This window comes from Synechococcus sp. H70.2, assembly GCF_047462275.1.
In the GTDB taxonomy this organism is placed as follows: Bacteria; Cyanobacteriota; Cyanobacteriia; order Thermostichales; family Thermostichaceae; genus Thermostichus.
The window spans coordinates 12,836-29,232 of sequence record NZ_JANSIU010000011.1 but is presented as its reverse complement, the minus strand read 5'-3'; the positions used below and the strand labels follow the sequence as shown (position 1 = coordinate 29,232).

At 60.5% G+C, this 16,397-nt stretch carries 13 protein-coding genes and 1 tRNA gene; 10 read left to right on the top strand and 4 right to left on the bottom strand.

Going from position 1 to position 16,397, the window contains the following annotated elements:
- Positions 1-21: 21 nt before the first annotated feature.
- Positions 22-1,263: an ATP-binding protein gene (locus NW822_RS10160; RefSeq protein WP_414404356.1), complete on the top strand. Its 1,242-nt coding sequence runs from the start codon at positions 22-24 to the stop codon at positions 1,261-1,263.
- Between the two features lie 29 nt (positions 1,264-1,292).
- On the opposite strand, the gene NW822_RS10155 is transcribed toward NW822_RS10160, so the two are convergent.
- Positions 1,293-1,610 (bottom strand): DUF3067 family protein, encoded by a 318-nt coding sequence (locus NW822_RS10155; RefSeq protein WP_414404355.1) that lies wholly within the window; start codon positions 1,608-1,610, stop codon positions 1,293-1,295.
- A gap of 153 nt (positions 1,611-1,763) precedes the next feature.
- Here NW822_RS10155 and NW822_RS10150 point away from each other — a divergent pair, with 153 nt between their 5' ends.
- Positions 1,764-2,282: a cytochrome b6-f complex iron-sulfur subunit gene (locus tag NW822_RS10150; RefSeq protein WP_414360813.1), complete on the top strand. Its 519-nt coding sequence runs from the start codon at positions 1,764-1,766 to the stop codon at positions 2,280-2,282.
- Between the two features lie 161 nt (positions 2,283-2,443).
- Positions 2,444-3,427: an apocytochrome f gene (locus NW822_RS10145; protein ID WP_414360652.1), complete on the top strand. Its 984-nt coding sequence runs from the start codon at positions 2,444-2,446 to the stop codon at positions 3,425-3,427.
- 53 nt (positions 3,428-3,480) lie between these two features.
- On the opposite strand, the gene NW822_RS10140 is transcribed toward NW822_RS10145, so the two are convergent.
- Complete coding sequence (locus NW822_RS10140; RefSeq protein ID WP_414404354.1) at positions 3,481-4,284, bottom strand: PhzF family phenazine biosynthesis protein; 804 nt, start codon at positions 4,282-4,284, stop codon at positions 3,481-3,483.
- 237 nt (positions 4,285-4,521) lie between these two features.
- Here NW822_RS10140 and groES point away from each other — a divergent pair, with 237 nt between their 5' ends.
- The 6 genes from groES (at position 4,522) to NW822_RS10110 (ending at position 10,822) form a co-directional block, all read left to right on the top strand.
- A complete protein-coding gene (groES, locus tag NW822_RS10135; RefSeq protein ID WP_414360657.1) occupies positions 4,522-4,833 on the top strand; it encodes a co-chaperone GroES in 312 nt (103 codons plus the stop codon).
- Between the two features lie 117 nt (positions 4,834-4,950).
- A complete protein-coding gene (groL, locus tag NW822_RS10130; RefSeq protein ID WP_414360659.1) occupies positions 4,951-6,582 on the top strand; it encodes a chaperonin GroEL in 1,632 nt (543 codons plus the stop codon).
- A 208-nt stretch (positions 6,583-6,790) separates the two neighbouring features.
- A complete protein-coding gene (locus NW822_RS10125) occupies positions 6,791-7,615 on the top strand; it encodes a DUF429 domain-containing protein (RefSeq protein ID WP_414404353.1) in 825 nt (274 codons plus the stop codon).
- A gap of 76 nt (positions 7,616-7,691) precedes the next feature.
- On the top strand, positions 7,692-8,855 hold the full coding sequence (locus NW822_RS10120) for a GuaB3 family IMP dehydrogenase-related protein (protein ID WP_414404352.1): 1,164 nt from the start codon (positions 7,692-7,694) through the stop codon (positions 8,853-8,855).
- A gap of 33 nt (positions 8,856-8,888) precedes the next feature.
- Positions 8,889-8,960, top strand: a tRNA-Val gene (locus NW822_RS10115).
- Between the two features lie 281 nt (positions 8,961-9,241).
- A complete protein-coding gene (locus NW822_RS10110) occupies positions 9,242-10,822 on the top strand; it encodes an iron uptake porin (RefSeq protein WP_414404351.1) in 1,581 nt (526 codons plus the stop codon).
- 126 nt (positions 10,823-10,948) lie between these two features.
- On the opposite strand, the gene NW822_RS10105 is transcribed toward NW822_RS10110, so the two are convergent.
- Positions 10,949-11,791: a DUF6671 family protein gene (locus NW822_RS10105; RefSeq protein ID WP_414404350.1), complete on the bottom strand. Its 843-nt coding sequence runs from the start codon at positions 11,789-11,791 to the stop codon at positions 10,949-10,951.
- Between the two features lie 64 nt (positions 11,792-11,855).
- Positions 11,856-13,541 carry a SulP family inorganic anion transporter gene (locus tag NW822_RS10100; protein ID WP_414404349.1) on the bottom strand — a complete coding sequence of 562 codons (1,686 nt, stop codon included), beginning with the start codon at positions 13,539-13,541 and terminating at the stop codon, positions 11,856-11,858.
- 280 nt (positions 13,542-13,821) lie between these two features.
- Here NW822_RS10100 and gyrA point away from each other — a divergent pair, with 280 nt between their 5' ends.
- The gene (gyrA, locus tag NW822_RS10095; RefSeq protein ID WP_414404373.1) at positions 13,822-16,347 is read left to right on the top strand and encodes a DNA gyrase subunit A; all 2,526 of its coding nucleotides are present in this window, start codon (positions 13,822-13,824) and stop codon (positions 16,345-16,347) included.
- Positions 16,348-16,397: the final 50 nt, after the last annotated feature.

The following is a 16,397-nucleotide window of genomic DNA, read 5'->3' as shown; positions in this document are numbered from 1 at the left end:
CTAAGAGCCGTACCTAGAGCGATGACTCCCTTAGAAGAAGCGGCGGAAGCGGCGGCTAAGCTGCTGGTGTTTCGGGAAATCTGCGCCCATCCCCTGGCCCTGGCCTGGCAGGAGCTCATCCAGCAGTTGATGAGCGGGGATCCCCTGCCCTGCTGGAGAGCCTACGGGCGCTGGTTTGAGCTTTTGGCCCGGCAGGGCTTGAGCTGGCGGGAGTGGCTAATCCAGGAAATCCGCTGGGCCGATAACCCCTTCTCGCGGGCGGCGCTGCAACCCCAAGGGATCCCGGCACCCCTTTTGCAAGCGGCCCGCCACGATCTCCGCTGCCTGCAGATCCTGGCCGATAGCCAGGAGACCATTGCTGAGCAGATGCAGGCGCTGGGCTTGGGGATCCCCTGGCCGGATGAAAACCCCAGCAGCTCTGGCTGGGATCCCCGCCCTTTTGCCGATTGGGGCCAGAGCCTGGAGGCCTTAATTGCCCACTACCGCCAAGGGGGAGTGGGGCTCTATGGTCGCTATTGGGCGTTTCGCTGGGGGCCGGCAGGGCTAGAAGGGATCCCCACTCCCGATCTGCCCGACTGGGAGGAGATCTACGGCTACGAACGGCAGAAACGGCAGTTGGCCGCTAACACCGAAGCCCTCCTGCGGGGAGAGCCGGCGCTGCATGTGCTGCTTTACGGGGCGCGGGGCACCGGCAAGTCTTCCCTCGTGAAAGCGTTGTTGCGGCGCTACGGCCCCCAGGGGCTGCGCCTTTTGGAGCTGCGACGAGCAGATTTGGCTCAATTGCCGCAGATCTTGGCAGAGCTGGGACAGCAGACGCTGCCCTTTGTTCTCTTTGTGGACGATCTCTCCTTTGAGGCCGACGAGACCGAGTTTAAGCAGCTCAAAGTGCTGCTGGAAGGGGATCTCCTCCCACCGCCGCCCAACGTGCGTCTCTATGCCACCAGCAACCGCCGCCATCTTATCCGCGAGTTTTTTGGCGATCGCCCCCCTCCCCAAGAGCAAGAGGTGCACGCCTGGGATACGGTGCAGGAGAAGCTGTCGCTGCGGGATCGCTTTGGCCTTACCCTTACCTTTACCCCTTTTAGCCAAGCTGACTACCTGGCTACAGTAGAACACTTGGCGCAGCGGCTGGGTCTCCCTCAACCTTTAGAGACCTTGCGCCGCCAAGCCCTCCTCTGGGCGCAACAGCAAAATGGCTTTTCCGGTCGCACCGCCCGCCAGTTTTTGCAGGCCCTGCAGGCCGGCCTGGTGGAAGGTGGATAGCCAGCGGATTTTTCTAGGGGCAAGGAGGACTACAGTAGCCACTCGGAGGCGCGCTCTCCCACCCCTTGCAAATTCAAAGGAATGACCACCGCTTTGCCTACGCGGGGTTTCTGTCGGGTAGCTTCAATTTCTCGCTGCACCGTCTCCCATACCCCCCACGCCTGCAGATGGGCCATGACCGACTCCAGGCGAGCCAGATACTCGGCTTCACTCAAAGGGAAAGAGGGCTGCTCCAGGTAGCGCCACATCACCAACAGAACCACCCTGTCCCCCCTGCGGCGCAGTTGCACGTCGTAGGAGCAGCCCCACTTCTCCCGCAGCAAAGCTTGCAAGTCAGCTCCCGTCATAGTCAGCCTGGAGGGGGTTGACGATCCCAAGCAAACCTCTTGCCTTGGGTTGCTCCTAGCTTTGCATTTCTTAATGAAATTGGCTAGGGGACTCAGCTAGGATAGTGTCGCTTGTCAACGAAGATTAAAACTTCTCAGGCTTTCCTGACCATTATGACCGAGGCAATTAGCAACTTTGAAGCGCCGCCCATGAGCCGGCGGGTTTTTCTCAACGCCCTCCTCAGCGGCTCAGTGGGGGTGGTGGTGGTGGGCACCCTCTACCCGGTGGTGAAGTACTTTATTCCTCCCTCCGCTGGTGGAGCAAGTGGGGGGGTAATAGCCCAGGATGCCCTTGGCAAGCCAATTAGCGTGAGCGAGCTGCTGGCTACCCACGCAGCTACGGATCGGGTGCTGGCCCAAGGCTTAAAGGGGGATCCCACCTACATCGTGATTGACAATGGGGCGGTGGCCAACTACGGCCTCAATGCCGTCTGCACCCACCTTGGCTGCGTGGTGCCCTGGAGTGCAGGAGAAAACCTCTTCAAGTGCCCCTGTCACGGATCCCAGTACGCAGCCAATGGCAAGGTCATTCGCGGGCCGGCTCCCCGCTCCCTGGAGCTAGTTAGCGCCACGGTGGAGGGCGACAACATTCGCTTCAGCCCCTGGCAGGGCCCCGATTTCCGTGAGACCTAAGGCGGGAGGACAGCCCTTCCAAGGGGCGCCATTGCTGAGGGGGAAGAGGGGGAAAGCCTGAAGAGGGTGTGGCGCTGGTCTTGGCCAGGGCGCCCCTAGGCTTTTAAGGGTAGGGTCCAAGGAGCTTTTGCAGATTGGAATTGCACTTTTGAGCTGAACTTATGAGGAGAATTTTTTATTTGGCCTTGTGTGCGCTGCTGCTGCTGGGAATGGGAGCCCGTCCGGCCGCAGCCTATCCGTACTATGCCCAGATGGCCTACGACAACCCCCGCGAGGCAACGGGGAAAATTGTCTGCGCCAACTGCCATCTGAACACCATGCCTATCCGGGCCGAAGTGCCGCAGGCGGTTACCCCCGGCCAGGTGTTTACCATCAAGGTCGGGATCCCCTATGACTTGAGCAAGCAGCAGGTGCTCGCCGATGGCAGCAAAGGCGGTCTGAACGTCGGCGCGGTGGTGGTGCTGCCGGAGGGCTTCCGACTGGCTAGGGAGGAGGAAATGACAGAGGAGCAGCGGCAGGAAACCGCTGAGACCTACATCACCCCTTACAGCGACGCCAAGCCCAACATCCTCCTGGTGGGCCCCTTGCCCGGTGAGCAGCACCAGGAAATTGTCTTCCCGGTGGTAGCCCCTGATCCGAAGGAGGATCCCTCGGTGGCCTTTATGAAATATCGGGTTTACATTGGCGCCAACCGCGGTCGTGGCCAGATCAACCCCGATGGCAGCCTCAGCAACAACAATGTCTTCCGCGCTCCTGCCACTGGTCGCCTGACTAGCATTGCCACCCTCGAATCCGACCTTAGCGACCTGCCAGCTGAGCTGGCTGCCCTAGTGCCCCCCGAATACGAGTTGCCAGGCACGCGGGTGCTCAGCTTCGAGACCGAAAACGGGATCCAGCACCTCGTGGTGCCGCCGGGGCCGGAGTTGGTGGTCAACATTGGCGATACGGTCAAAGAAGGGGATCCGGTTACCAACAACCCCAACGTAGGTGGCTTTGGCCAAGCAGAGCGGGATCTGGTGCTGCAGAACCCAGAACGGGTGAAGTGGTTGGTGGCCTTCCTGGCGGCGGTAGCTATTACCCAACTTCTGCTGGTGCTCAAGAAAAAGCAAGTGGAGCTCATTCAGGCGGCAGAACTTTTGGGCTAGCCCAACTGCTGCTATCACGCTCCCGCACCCCGGAGCCAGCCGGGGTGTTTTTTCTAGGGGATCCGCAACTCTCCCACTATGACCAGCACTGCCTGCCCTACAATCTCCACCCGAGAGCCGCGATGGCAGCACCAGAGCTCGCCTCCTCGCGCCGAAAGTTGCCGCACCCTGAGCTCCCTTTGGCCTAGGCGCTCCGACCAATAGGGCGCCAGCAGACACTGGGCAGACCCGGTTACTGGATCCTCCGGGATCCCCAACTGGGGGGCAAAAACGCGACAGACGAAACCCTCCCCCCTCTCTTCAGCGGCGGTGACGATCAACCCGGAAACAGGCAGCGCCTGAACCCAGTTCAAGTCCGGCTGCACCTGTTGGATCTGTTGTGCCGAAGCCAGCACCGCTACCCCCATGCTGCCGCGGTACAGCTCCAAGGGGGGGATCCCCAAAGCCGCCGCCACCTGGTCTTGCGCTTCCAGCCAAGGCTGGGGAGTTTGGGCGGGGAAGTCCATCGCCAAACGATCCCGTTGCCGCCGCACCGACACCTGGCCACTGGGGGTGGAGAAGGTCACCTCCTGCGCTTCTGGGTGAACCTCGCTCAGCAGTACATGAGCAGCGGCTAGGGTGGCATGCCCGCAGAGAGCCACTTCCGTGGTTGGTGTAAACCAGCGCAGCCGGTAGTGAGGGAGGCCCTCCTGGGATCCCTGAGGCAGCAAAAAAGCGGTTTCCGAGAGATTGTTCTCTGCTGCAATTGCCTGCAAAAGTTCCTGCGGCAGCTCCTGGGACAGCAAGCAAACCGCCGCTGGATTGCCCCTGAAAGGCACCGCCGTAAAGGCATCCACCTGAAACAACGGGATCCGCACCTAGCTTGTTCAGCCCACCTCAAGCCATGATCCCACAACAGGCCCAGAAGTAGAGAGATCCGCACCTAACCGTACCTGCCAAAACTAGGGATCCCGCCAAAAGGGGCTATTGCCAGGCTGGAAAGCCGACTGATAAACTAGCACTCGTGAGCCGAGAGTGCTAAAACCGCAGCGAACGCAAGTTTCCCTCTATCACTCTTTGGCTTCCTGCTATAGGCATCAGGGAGGACACTTAGTATGGCTGCAGTAACGCTAAACGTCTCTACGCTGAAACCCCTAGGCGACCGGGTGCTGGTGAAAATTGCCCAGCAGGACGAGAAAACTGCAGGCGGGATCTTTTTGCCTGACACTGCCAAAGAGAAACCGCAGGTGGGGGAAGTGGTTGCTGTTGGCCCCGGCAAACGCAATGATGAGGGCAAGCTCATCCCAATGGAGCTGAAGGTAGGGGACAGGGTACTCTACTCCAAGTACGCTGGCACGGAGGTGAAGCTAGGCAGCGAGGAGTATGTGCTGCTAGCTGAGCGGGATATCCTCGCCATTGTCCAGTAGTTTTCTATTCTTGAGCAAGAGGCAGCAAATACAGGAAGTAGGCTAATAGGTGCCGCTAGCTAACTCTCGCTTGCTTCCCTACTTTACCCTTCGTTTACTGACAGTGAGAGGTTGACTATGGCTAAGACGATTATTTTCAGCGAAGAAGCTCGTCGTGCTCTTGAACACGGCATGGACATTTTGGCGGAAGCCGTAGCTGTTACCCTTGGCCCCAAAGGGCGCAACGTGGTGCTGGAGAAAAAATTTGGCGCACCCCAGATTGTTAACGATGGGGTAACCATTGCCAAAGAGATTGAGCTGGAAGACCACATTGAAAACACTGGCGTCTCTCTAATCCGTCAGGCCGCCTCTAAGACCAATGACATTGCGGGCGACGGCACCACTACAGCTACGGTCTTGGCCCACGCCATGGTGAAAGAAGGGCTCAAGAACGTGGCCGCCGGCGCCAACCCCATTGCCCTCAAGCGGGGCATTGACAAGGCGGTGAAGTTCCTGGTGGACAAAATTGCTGAACATGCCCGCCCAGTAGAAGACTCCAAAGCCATTGCCCAGGTGGCGGCCATTTCCGCTGGCAACGATGAGGAAGTGGGCCGCATGATTGCCGAGGCCATGGAAAAAGTGGGCCGCGAAGGGGTGATCTCCCTGGAAGAAGGCAAGTCCATGACCACGGAGCTGGAAGTGACGGAGGGGATGCGCTTTGACAAAGGCTATATTTCCCCTTACTTCGTCACCGACACCGAGCGGATGGAGGCGGTCCTGGAGAACCCCTACGTTCTCATCACGGACAAGAAGATTACCCTGGTGCAAGACCTGGTGCCAGTTCTGGAGCAAGTAGCTCGCGCTGGCCGTCCATTGCTAATCATCGCTGAAGACATCGAGAAGGAAGCGCTGGCCACCCTGGTGGTGAACAAGCTGCGGGGTGTGCTGAGCGTGGTGGCGGTGAAAGCCCCTGGCTTCGGGGATCGCCGTAAGGCCATGCTGGAAGACATCGCCATTCTCACCGGCGGCGAGGTCATTAGCGAGGAGCGCGGCCTGAAGCTGGAGAATGCCCGGCTTGAGTCCTTTGGCTCGGCGCGGCGCGTCACGGTAACTAAGGATCACACCACCATCGTGGCGGAGGGCAACGAAGCGGCTGTGAAAGCTCGCTGCGAGCAAATCCGTCGCCAAATTGAAGAGACCGACTCCACCTACGACAAAGAAAAACTGCAAGAGCGCTTGGCCAAGCTGGCTGGCGGCGTGGCAGTAATCAAAGTGGGCGCAGCCACCGAAACCGAAATGAAGGATCGCAAGCTGCGCCTGGAGGACGCCATCAACGCCACCAAGGCGGCGGTGGAAGAAGGGATCGTCCCTGGCGGTGGCACCACCCTGGCGCACCTCATCCCAGTGGTTACGGAGTGGGCGCAGGCCAACTTGTCCGGCGATGAGCTGGTGGGGGCTATGCTGGTGGCCCGCGCGCTGGGTGCTCCGCTGCGCCGCATTGCCGAGAACGCTGGCCAGAACGGCTCGATTGTGCTGGAGCGGGTGAAAGAGAAACCCTTCACGGTGGGTTACGACGCCCAGAACGACGCCTACGTGGACATGTTTGAGGCGGGCATCGTTGACCCGGCCAAAGTTACCCGCTCTGCCCTGCAAAACGCTGCCTCGATTGCCGGCATGGTGCTCACCACGGAAGCCATCGTGGTCGACAAGCCCGAGCCTAAGAACAACAAGCCAGCGGGCGGCGGTGGCGCAGATGACTACGACTACTAATCCTCGGGCACTAAATCGGCTGCCTCGTCAGCCCGTAGTCACCTGCTCTGAATAGAGCTTCCGGGATCCCCTGCAGCGGGATCCCGTTTTTTAGCTGTTGAGGCGGATGTCAGGGCAATTTGACGCCATTGGCAGTCCTGCCTTCCTCTCTTGCTAGGAGGGGGGTGAGGGAATCCTCGGTCGAGTGGGTGGAAAAGGGGAAGGTAGCGTGGCTCAGTTAATCTGCATTGGCCTAGACCTGGCCTGGTCCAGCCGCAACCCCTCGGGGGTGGCAACGTTGCAGGTCGAGGTCAGGGATCCCGACGCTCAAGCCTTGGCGGGACGCCTGCTGGACAGCCGCATCCTGCAAACCGACCAGGAAATCGTGGACTATATCCAAGCTCAAGCCGGCGGGGATCCCTGCCTGGTGGCGGTGGATGCTCCCTTGCGGGTCCCCAACCTTACTGGCCAGCGGCGGGCGGAAGCTGAACTAAACCGAGTGTTTCGCCCCTACGCGGTTGGTGCCCACCCGGCCAACCGCCGGCTTCTGGAAAAAGGCGGCCAGGTGCGAGGAGAGGCGCTGGTGCAAGCCCTGTCTGGCTATGGCTTTCAGGAGCAGGCCAGCATCGAGCAGGGACGCCTAGCCCGCCAGATTACCGAAGTCTTCCCCCACAGTGCTATGGTGAGCCTGTTTGGCCTCAGCCGCAGCCTTCCCTACAAAGCGCGTCCCCGCCGCCGCTGGCAAGCGCGAGAACAGGCCTGGCGTCTGTACCAGCAACATTTGCGCGCCTTGGCCAGTGCTGATCCCTCTCTGCAAGGCCACGAGCCCCTGCTCCAAGTGGAAGTGGGATCCCTTAGAGGCCGTCGGCTCAAAAACTACGAAGACCAAGTCGATGCCCTGCTGTGCGCCTACATCGCCCTCTACGGCTTCCGCTGGGGATCTCAGCGCTGCCATAGCTTCGGAAGTCTGCAGGAAGGGCACATCTTCACGCCCCTGCCCAGTAACCTCCAAGGTCAAGGGGGGTTAGCCTTGGAGCCCTCCTGGGCGACGTGATTAAGACACGACTAATACTACCATAATACGTGTAATGCAACATGGTTAATACATTAAGGGGAGCCAAAGCAAGGAAATGAACGTACAACTGGGCCGCAATCGACAGGCAAGACGGGCGTACGGGCTGGATGAGATTGCGCTGGTACCGGGCAGGCGAACTCTGGATCCTAGCCTGGTGGATACTCACTTCACCCTAGGAGGGATCCAACGGCCCATCCCCATCATCGCTAGCGCCATGGACGGTGTGGTGGATGTCAGGATGGCCATCCTCCTTTCCAAGCTGGGGGCGATGGGTGTGTTGAACCTAGATGGGATCCAAACCCGCTACGCGGATCCCGACGAGGTGCTAGACCAAATTGCTGCGGTCGGCAAAGACGAGTTTGTCCCCCTGATGCAGCGCCTCTACAGTGAACCCGTCAAGCCGGAGCTCATCCAAGAGCGCATCCGCCAGATCAAGGCTGCCGGTGCCATTGCTGCCGCTAGCTGCGTGCCCGCCCATGCGGCTGAATATGGCCCCCTGGTGGCAGAAGCAGGCGGGGATCTGTTTTTCGTCCAGGCCACAGTGGTTTCCGTCCATCACAAGGTGCCTGAGGGCATGCAAAAGCTGGATCTGGCCGCGTTCTGCCGCTCCATGCCCATTCCCGTGGTGCTGGGCAACTGCGTCACCTATGACGTCGCCCTGGAGCTGATGCAAGCGGGAGCGGCTGGAGTGCTGGTGGGCATCGGCCCCGGTGCTGCCTGCACCTCCCGCGGCGTGCTAGGAGTAGGGGTGCCCCAGGCTACTGCCATTGCCGACTGCGCTGCCGCCCGCGACCAGTTCTTGGCCGAAACCGGCACCTACGTTCCCATCATTGCCGACGGCGGCCTGGTGACTGGCGGGGATATCTGCAAAGCCATTGCCTGTGGAGCCGACGCCGTGATGATTGGATCCCCCTTAGCCCGCGCCCAAGAGGCGCCCGGTCGCGGCTTTCACTGGGGCATGGCCACCCCCAGCCCAGTCTTGCCCCGCGGCACCCGCATCCGGGTGGGATCCACCGGCACCCTGGAAGAGATCTTGTGCGGCCCTGCCCGCCTGGATGATGGCACCCACAACCTCTGGGGCGCTCTGCGCACCAGCATGGCCACCCTGGGTGCCGCCAACCTCAAAGAAATGCACCAGGTGGAGATCTGCATCGCCCCTTCCCTTTTGACCGAGGGCAAGGTGTACCAGAAGGCGCAGAGCCTGGGCATGGGGAAATAGTCTCTCAGAAATGCTAGACTCAGGGAGCCGAGGGGGCGGTTAGCTCAGCGGTAGAGCGCCTGCCTTACAAGCAGGATGTCACTGGTTCGAGTCCGGTACCGCCCATCCCCATTCAGGTTTGCAGCTTGGGATACACTCGCTAGCCAGGGCTGGATCCCTGAGGTAGAGTAATGAAGGTGGAGCCTGGATCATCTACCACCGTTGGGTCTCGCATTGAGTCTGGCTCAAAAAGTGTGTAAAGTGGTAGACGACATCGACGGGGGCTGTACTATGTTCTTCTAAAGTCCGCAATTGTCAGGCTCGCTCTCGAGTTAGACAGCTTGTTACTTTTAGAAGACACTGCTACAGCCAAGACAGGTGTGAGGACAAAGAAGAAGGAGAGAAACATGCCCGCGAAACACGCGAATCCCTGGAAAACGCTGCTGGCTGGCACCCTGGGTGCAGCGGCAGTCTTGACTCCTGGAGTGGCCTATGCCCAAGCTACAGGGCCTGTCACTTCGATCTCTGAGCTTTCCGATGTTCAGCCTACTGACTGGGCATTCCAGGCGCTGCAATCTCTGGTCGAGCGCTACGGCTGTATTGCTGGCTACCCTGACCGCACCTTCCGCGGCAACCGGGCCATGACCCGCTATGAGTTTGCCGCCGGGATGAATGCCTGCTTGGATCGCATCAACGAGCTGATTGCCGCTGGCCTGGCCGACAAGGTTTCTAAGGAGGACTTGGCTACGCTGCAGCGCTTGCAAGAGGAGTTTGCCGCCGAGCTGGCAGCCCTGCGGGGACGGGTCGAGGCAGCGGAGGCTGATATCAACGACCTGAAGGGTAAAGTCTTCAACCCGGTCACCAAGCTGAATGCCCAAGTGATCACCGCTGTCCTGGGCAGTGCCCTCACCGACGACCGGGTGGTCAACAACAGGGTGGTGGCCGAGAAGGATCAGGCGAACATGACCCTGCCCTATCGGGTGCGGCTGAACTTCGACGCTTCCTTTGCTGGGCGTGACCGTCTGCGCATTCGTCTGCAGGCTCGCGATGCGGTAACCACCTTCTTCGAAGGGGATCCGGGCGTTGGCTTCCAAGGGGGGGGTGGTGGCACCTTCACGCTGGCCCAGTTGGTCTATCAGTTCCCTGCCTTTGACCGCGCTGCCACCATCTACGCCGGCATCACGGGCACGGGGGTGTCCAGCGTCCTGCAATACAGCGTTCCCTTTGATGCCCTCTCCGATTTTGCCGATCTCCCCAACTCTACGGGAGATGTGCCCAGTGGCACTCTGTTTGGCTTCCGCTTTCGCCTCAGCGACCAGCTTCGCCTGGCCTACGCCTACAGCACCCGCGGCGGCCAGACCTTGGGCAGAGGTTTTGGTGACAGCGGTTTGACCGGTAACGACAGCGCCCACACGGTGGAACTGGGCTTCCTGCCGACGAAAGGCCTGGAGTTCTACCTGCAATTTGCTTCCACCTATCTGCAGGACGCTAGCCGTGGCCCTGGTTTCCTGGCTACTGGCAGCAGCCTTTTCCGTGGGCCGCTGCGCCGGAATGACGTCACTCCTTCGGCTCGGGTCAATGCCTTTACGGCGGCCGCCACCTGGGAGATTAGCCCACGCATCATCCTGTCCGGCTGGTTTACGGCAGGCAATGTTGATTACAACCTGCCCAACGTGGTACCAGCTGGCACCATCGATCCTGGCGATGAAGACTTCAACGGGTTCTTGCTTGGTTTTGCCTTCCCGGATCTCTTCATTGAGGGTGCCAAGGGTGGCGTAGTCTTCGGTCAGCCGATCGTGACCACCGACAACGAGGGGGTTTGGGATACTCGGCCCTTCATTGTGGATGTCTACTACAGCTTCCCAGTGAACGAGTACATTACCCTGACGCCCGCCGCCTACTTTGTGAGCAACCCCAATGGGGGCAAGCCAGGGGACAACGACCCGACCATTGGTGTGGGTGCTCTGCGAGCAGTGTTCACCTTCTAACCCATTGCTCTCTTGCCTAGGTTAAAAACAACGGAGGGATCCGCCGCAGCGGATCCCTTTTTTATGGAAAGTCTCCCAAGCCTTGCCCTGGAAGACATCGAGCAAGTTGGAGCGGGCGCCGGGAAGCTAGGGGTTACAAAAGGCGCACTGAGCCGGATCCGCCCAGGTCTCTGCCACGGGCTCGGTGTGGGTGTGGGAACAGCGGCCACAGCCATACACCCACGCCTTGGTTACGGGGGTAGGGGCACCACACTGGCCGCAGGGCAGCCCAGGCAGCGCACGGATGCGCCAGTAGCCGGGAGTGCCGCAGGCAGGGCAGAGGCTTTGGGCTTTGGCGATGAGGTTTTGGGTGGCTGCCGCAATCACCTGCAGACGGGTTGGGTTGTACAGGGCCCGCATGTCGGTTTCCAGATGCAGCCCTCCCTGGCGGGCCAGCAGCTCTTCCACCACCTGCTTTAGGGTTGCTTCGTCCTGGATCCCTTTGTGGATAAGTTGGGGGTTTTCCGGCTGGTCGAGGGCAATTAGGGCGTGCTCGGGGAAACCTACTTTTTGGGCAAAGTCCAGGGCTTCTGCAAAGCTCTGCACCCAGCGATGGCTGAAATTGGTTTGGGTGCTTTCTGCGTAGCCCACCAGCTCCAAGGGATCCGCGCCCGGTTCAAAAACCTTGAGCATGACCCATTCCTGGTTCCAAGGGATCCAGGGAAGCTGGGGGTGGGGGCCGAAGGATCCCTCGCTGGCCAAAAGCAAGGGGGCAGGACAAACTTGGCGGGCTCTCTCAATTTTTAAGCGTAGGGTGTGGATGGGATCCCCCGGCCGGGGCCGCTCCCGCGAGAAGGTGCCCAGTTGGTCGGTATCAAGAGGTATCACCTGCACCTGGATCCCCAGCTGTTGGGCCAAGAGGGGGCCAATTACCTGCTCTTTGCGATGCAGGGTTGCCAAGTAGGCAACCCGACCCTTCCAGTGCATCATCCAGAACTGACCCCGAGCTGGCAAATGAAGCCTACCGCCTTGTCGTGGGGCAAATCAAGATGGCTCAAACCAGGGGATGGGGTTCTGGTGCCAGGCCCAAGTGGGCAAGGGCCTCGGCCAAGGCGGCTTCCCGGCTTTCCACAAACCGCTCCGCCGGCAGGGGCAAACGTAGGCTTTCCAAGCGCTGTCGGATCCGGCCCCTGGCCCCGACAATCCACACCTGCTTGCCGCGATCTAGGGCCTCACGAATGGCATTTTCTAGAGAAAGCGTTGCCGAAACGCCTAGCATTGGCACATCCGACAGATCCACCACCAAAGCTTGGCAGGAGGCCACCGCCTGGTATTGGCGGGAAATGGCCTGGGAAACCCCGAAGATCATCGGGCCGCTCAGGTAAAACAGCAGCACCTGGCCGCGGCCCTGGCGCAGCAATTCCTTTTCCCGCGGCGTGAGATCTACAGCATCGTCGGCATCGGTAATGGCTTTCACCTCTTCCGACTGGAGCTCGCTCAGGCGCTGGATGGTAAGCAAATTGGCCACAAACACCCCTACCCCCACAGCGGCAATGAGATCCACGAACACCGTCATGAACATCACCCCGTACATGATGGCCGCCCCTTTAAGGGAGAGGCGGTGGGCCCGCTTCAGGAAGCTCCAGTCGAGGATGTCCACCCCCACCTTAAAGGCAATCCCCGCCAGCACCGCCATCGGGATCCCTTGGGTGAGGGGCGCGGCAAACAGCACCACCATCAAGAGGAGAAGGGCGCGAGTGATGCCGGCCAAGGGCGTACGTCCTCCCGATTGGATATTCACCACCGTGCCCATGGTCGCCCCTGCCCCCGGCAACCCCCCCAAGAAGCCGGAAACCAGGTTGCCGATCCCCTGCCCAATCAGCTCTTGGTCGGAGTCGTGGCGGGTGCGCGTGAGGTTGTCGGCAATCACTGCTGTCAAGAGGGTATCAATGCAGCCCAGCATGCCCAGCACCACGCCGTCCAACACCAAGCTGGGCAGGGAAGCCAAGGGCAGCTGTGGCCATTGCACCTGGGGCAAGCCGGTAGGGATGGGGCCAATGCGCCGCAGATCCCAATCAGCCATGAACAAGTTGGCCACCAGCGTTCCCAGCAGCAGAGCCACCAACTGGGGCGGCACCGCCTGTCGCCAAGGCTTGGGATAGAAAAAGAGGATGGCCAGCGTCAGCAGCCCCAACCCCAGTTCCGGCACCTTAAGGTTAAGCAGGTAGGTCGGCAGATTCTGCACGGCCCCAATCACTCCCCCCTGGCTGGCGTGGCCCAACAGCGGCGGGATCTGCAGCAAAATCATGATCCAGCCGATCCCCGACATAAAGCCGGAGATGACGCTGTAGGGCATGAGGGTGATGTATTTGCCCAGCTTCAGGGATCCAAACAAAATTTGAAACAGTCCCCCCAGCATGACCACCGTGAAGGCCGGCCCCAGCCCCTGATCCGGATAGCTGGCGGTAACCTTGGCAATGACTGCCGTCATCATCACCGTCATCGGCCCGGTGGGTTCGGAGATGAGGGTAGGGGTACCGCCAAACAGGGCGGCAAAAAAGCCCACACACACCGCCCCGTACAAACCTGCCACTGGCCCCGCCCCGGAAGCCACCCCAAAGGCTAGAGCCATCGGCAGCGAGACAATCGCCGTCGTCAGCCCGCCGAAGAGATCCCCACGCCAGTTTTCTAGGCTTAGCCGCCGCTGCCAATCCAGAAATCTCCTACCGCCGGACTGCATGCTCCACCGCTCTCGACGCTATGTAGGTAGGCTACCATTGAGCGTTACCATAAGGAACAGACTAGAAAGTAGATTTCTATCTATAAGTTTCTTCAGGGATCCCCCTTTGGCTCCGAGTTGCAGAGCCGCTCTACCCCAGCAAAAGGCAATGGTAGACTGGAAACACCTGGATTGTTGGTTACTCCCCTAAGTTGCCGACGGTTGGCGGGCGACAACCGTGGGGTTTCTTGTCCTGCCCACACCCAAGTCCAGCGGGATCCCTCACCTCTACCTCCACCCCATGAGCGACAACGAATTGACCGCGCGCATCATCCCCACCGACTTGCAGCGGGAGATGACGCAGTCCTACCTGGAATACGCCATGAGCGTCATCGTCGGGAGGGCTCTGCCAGACGCGCGGGATGGCTTGAAGCCAGTGCATCGCCGCATTCTCTATGCCATGCACGAACTGGGGCTGACGGCGGATCGCCCTTTTCGCAAGTGCGCCCGGGTGGTGGGGGATGTAATCGGGAAATACCATCCCCATGGAGATCAAGCAGTTTACGAGGCCCTGGTGCGCATGGCCCAGGACTTCTCCATGCGGGAGCGCCTGGTAGACGGGCACGGCAACTTTGGCTCCATCGACAATGACCCACCGGCGGCCATGCGCTACACCGAGTGCCGCCTCACCGCCTTTGCCCAGGAAGCCCTGCTGCAGGATATCGACGCCAACACCGTTGACTTCATCGACAACTACGACGGATCCCAGCAAGAGCCACTGGTGCTGCCGGCACGGATCCCGCAGTTGCTGTTGAACGGCTCTTCCGGGATTGCTGTGGGCATGGCCACCAACATCCCGCCCCACAACCTAGGAGAGCTGGTGGATGGCCTCATTGCCCTAATCGAAAACCCCAACCTGACCAGCCTGGAGTTGATGCACTGGATCCCAGGGCCAGACTTCCCCACAGGGGGGTTGATCCTGGGCCAGGAGGGCATCCGCGAAGCCTACACCACCGGGCGCGGCTCCATTACCCTGCGGGGAGTGGCCACCATCGAGACCATTGAGCAGCGGGGCCGACCGGCGCGGGAGGCCATCGTGATCACCGAGCTGCCCTACCAGACCAACAAGGCAGCCATGATTGAAAAAATTGCCGAGTTGGTCAATGAGAAAAAACTGGAGGGCATTGCCGACATCCGCGACGAGAGCGACCGCAGCGGCATGCGGGTAGTCATTGAGCTGAAGCGGGATGCCCAGCCCCAGGTAGTGCTCAACAACCTCTACAAACAGACCCCCCTGCAGACCAGTTTTGGGGTCAACATGCTGGCCATCCTCAACGGCAAGCCCTGCACCTTGACGTTGCGGGACGCGCTACAGGTTTTTCTGGATTTTCGGGCAGAGGTCATCGAGCGGCGCACCCGCTACGAGCTGCAAAAAGCTGAGGAGCGAGCTCACCTTTTGCAGGGGTACCTGCTGGCTTTGGGGCAATTGGAGCGGGTGATTGCCCTTATCCGGGGAGCTGCTGATCCTGCCACAGCCCGCGCTGAGCTGCAGAGCCAACTGGGGCTAAGCGAAGCGCAGGCCGACGGCCTCTTACAAATGCAACTCCGCCGCCTCACTGCCCTAGAAGCCGAGAAAATCCAGGCCGAACATGAGGACCTGCTGCGGCAAATTGCCGATTTGCGGGACATTCTGACTCGACGGGAACGGGTGATGCAAATTATCTGCGAAGAGCTGCAGCAGCTTAAAGCCCGCTTTGGGAGCCCGCGCCGCTCCCGCTTCTGCCTGGAGGACGGTGAGCTGGAGGTGGCCGATCTTATCGAAAACCGCGAGACGGTCATCTTCCTCACGGAACAGGGCTACATCAAGCGCATGGACATCGAAGAATTTCGGGTGCAGGGACGAGCCACCCGCGGCAAGGCCGGCGCCCGCATCAAAGACGACGATGCCATTGCCCAATTTTTTACCTGTCGCAGTCACGACACCCTTCTCTTTTTTACCAACCGGGGGGTGGCCTATACTCTGCCCGCCTATCAGATCCCCCAAGGGAGCCGTACCGCCCGCGGCAGCGCCATTGTCCAGTGGCTGCCGCTAAGCCGGGAAGAGCGGGTTACCTCCATGGTGCCCGTGAGCGAGTTTAGCGACGACGAATACCTGGTGATGCTCACTCGGGGGGGGTACATCAAAAAAACGGCCCTCAGTGCCTTTGCCAACGTTCGCTCCAATGGCCTGATTGCCATTTCTCTTGAAGAAAACGACGAGTTGTGCTGGGTGCGCCGTGCCCGCTCTGGCGACGATGTGGTCATGGCAACTCGCCAGGGCATGGGCATTCGCTTCCGCGCTGACGACGAGCAGCTGCGTCCCCTAGGGCGGCCTGCTCGCGGCGTGCGAGCCATTACCCTCAACCCCGGCGACGCCATCGTCAGCATGGACATTCTCTCTGCCGAGTTGGTGAGGGCTGCCGAGCAGGAGGGAGAGCGGCTAGCCAATCCCTGGGTGCTGGTAATCACTAAGGAAGGCCGGGGCAAGCGCCTGGCCATTGACCATTTCCGCCGGCAAAACCGTGGCGGCAAGGGGGTGATCGCCACCAAGTTCCGCCAGGCGTCGGATGAGTTGGCGGCCCTGCGCATCGTCAATGCCGAGGACGAAATCCTCTTGGTAACTGCCAGAGGCATTGTCATGCGCCAGTTGGCCAAGGCCATCCCCACCCAGTCCCGCGAGGCCACTGGAGTGCTGGTGCAGCGCCTGGATCCCGAAGACAGTATCGTCGGGGTGACGGTGGTGCCTGCCTCATTTGTGGGGGAGGAGATCCCGGAAGGTGGGGCCTGAGGTACGGCATTTGCCGCCTCAAAAGGGTGGGATCCCGTACCGAGGGCAGC

Coding starts and splice junctions, on each gene's coding strand:
- NW822_RS10160 (WP_414404356.1), top strand. CDS start 22: ATGACTCCCTTAGAAGAAGCGGCGGAAGCGGCGGCTAAGCTGCTGGTG.
- NW822_RS10155 (WP_414404355.1), bottom strand. CDS start 1,610: ATGACGGGAGCTGACTTGCAAGCTTTGCTGCGGGAGAAGTGGGGCTGC.
- NW822_RS10150 (WP_414360813.1), top strand. CDS start 1,764: ATGACCGAGGCAATTAGCAACTTTGAAGCGCCGCCCATGAGCCGGCGG.
- NW822_RS10145 (WP_414360652.1), top strand. CDS start 2,444: ATGAGGAGAATTTTTTATTTGGCCTTGTGTGCGCTGCTGCTGCTGGGA.
- groES (WP_414360657.1), top strand. CDS start 4,522: ATGGCTGCAGTAACGCTAAACGTCTCTACGCTGAAACCCCTAGGCGAC.
- groL (WP_414360659.1), top strand. CDS start 4,951: ATGGCTAAGACGATTATTTTCAGCGAAGAAGCTCGTCGTGCTCTTGAA.
- NW822_RS10120 (WP_414404352.1), top strand. CDS start 7,692: ATGAACGTACAACTGGGCCGCAATCGACAGGCAAGACGGGCGTACGGG.
- NW822_RS10110 (WP_414404351.1), top strand. CDS start 9,242: ATGCCCGCGAAACACGCGAATCCCTGGAAAACGCTGCTGGCTGGCACC.
- NW822_RS10105 (WP_414404350.1), bottom strand. CDS start 11,791: ATGATGCACTGGAAGGGTCGGGTTGCCTACTTGGCAACCCTGCATCGC.
- NW822_RS10100 (WP_414404349.1), bottom strand. CDS start 13,541: ATGCAGTCCGGCGGTAGGAGATTTCTGGATTGGCAGCGGCGGCTAAGC.
- gyrA (WP_414404373.1), top strand. CDS start 13,822: ATGAGCGACAACGAATTGACCGCGCGCATCATCCCCACCGACTTGCAG.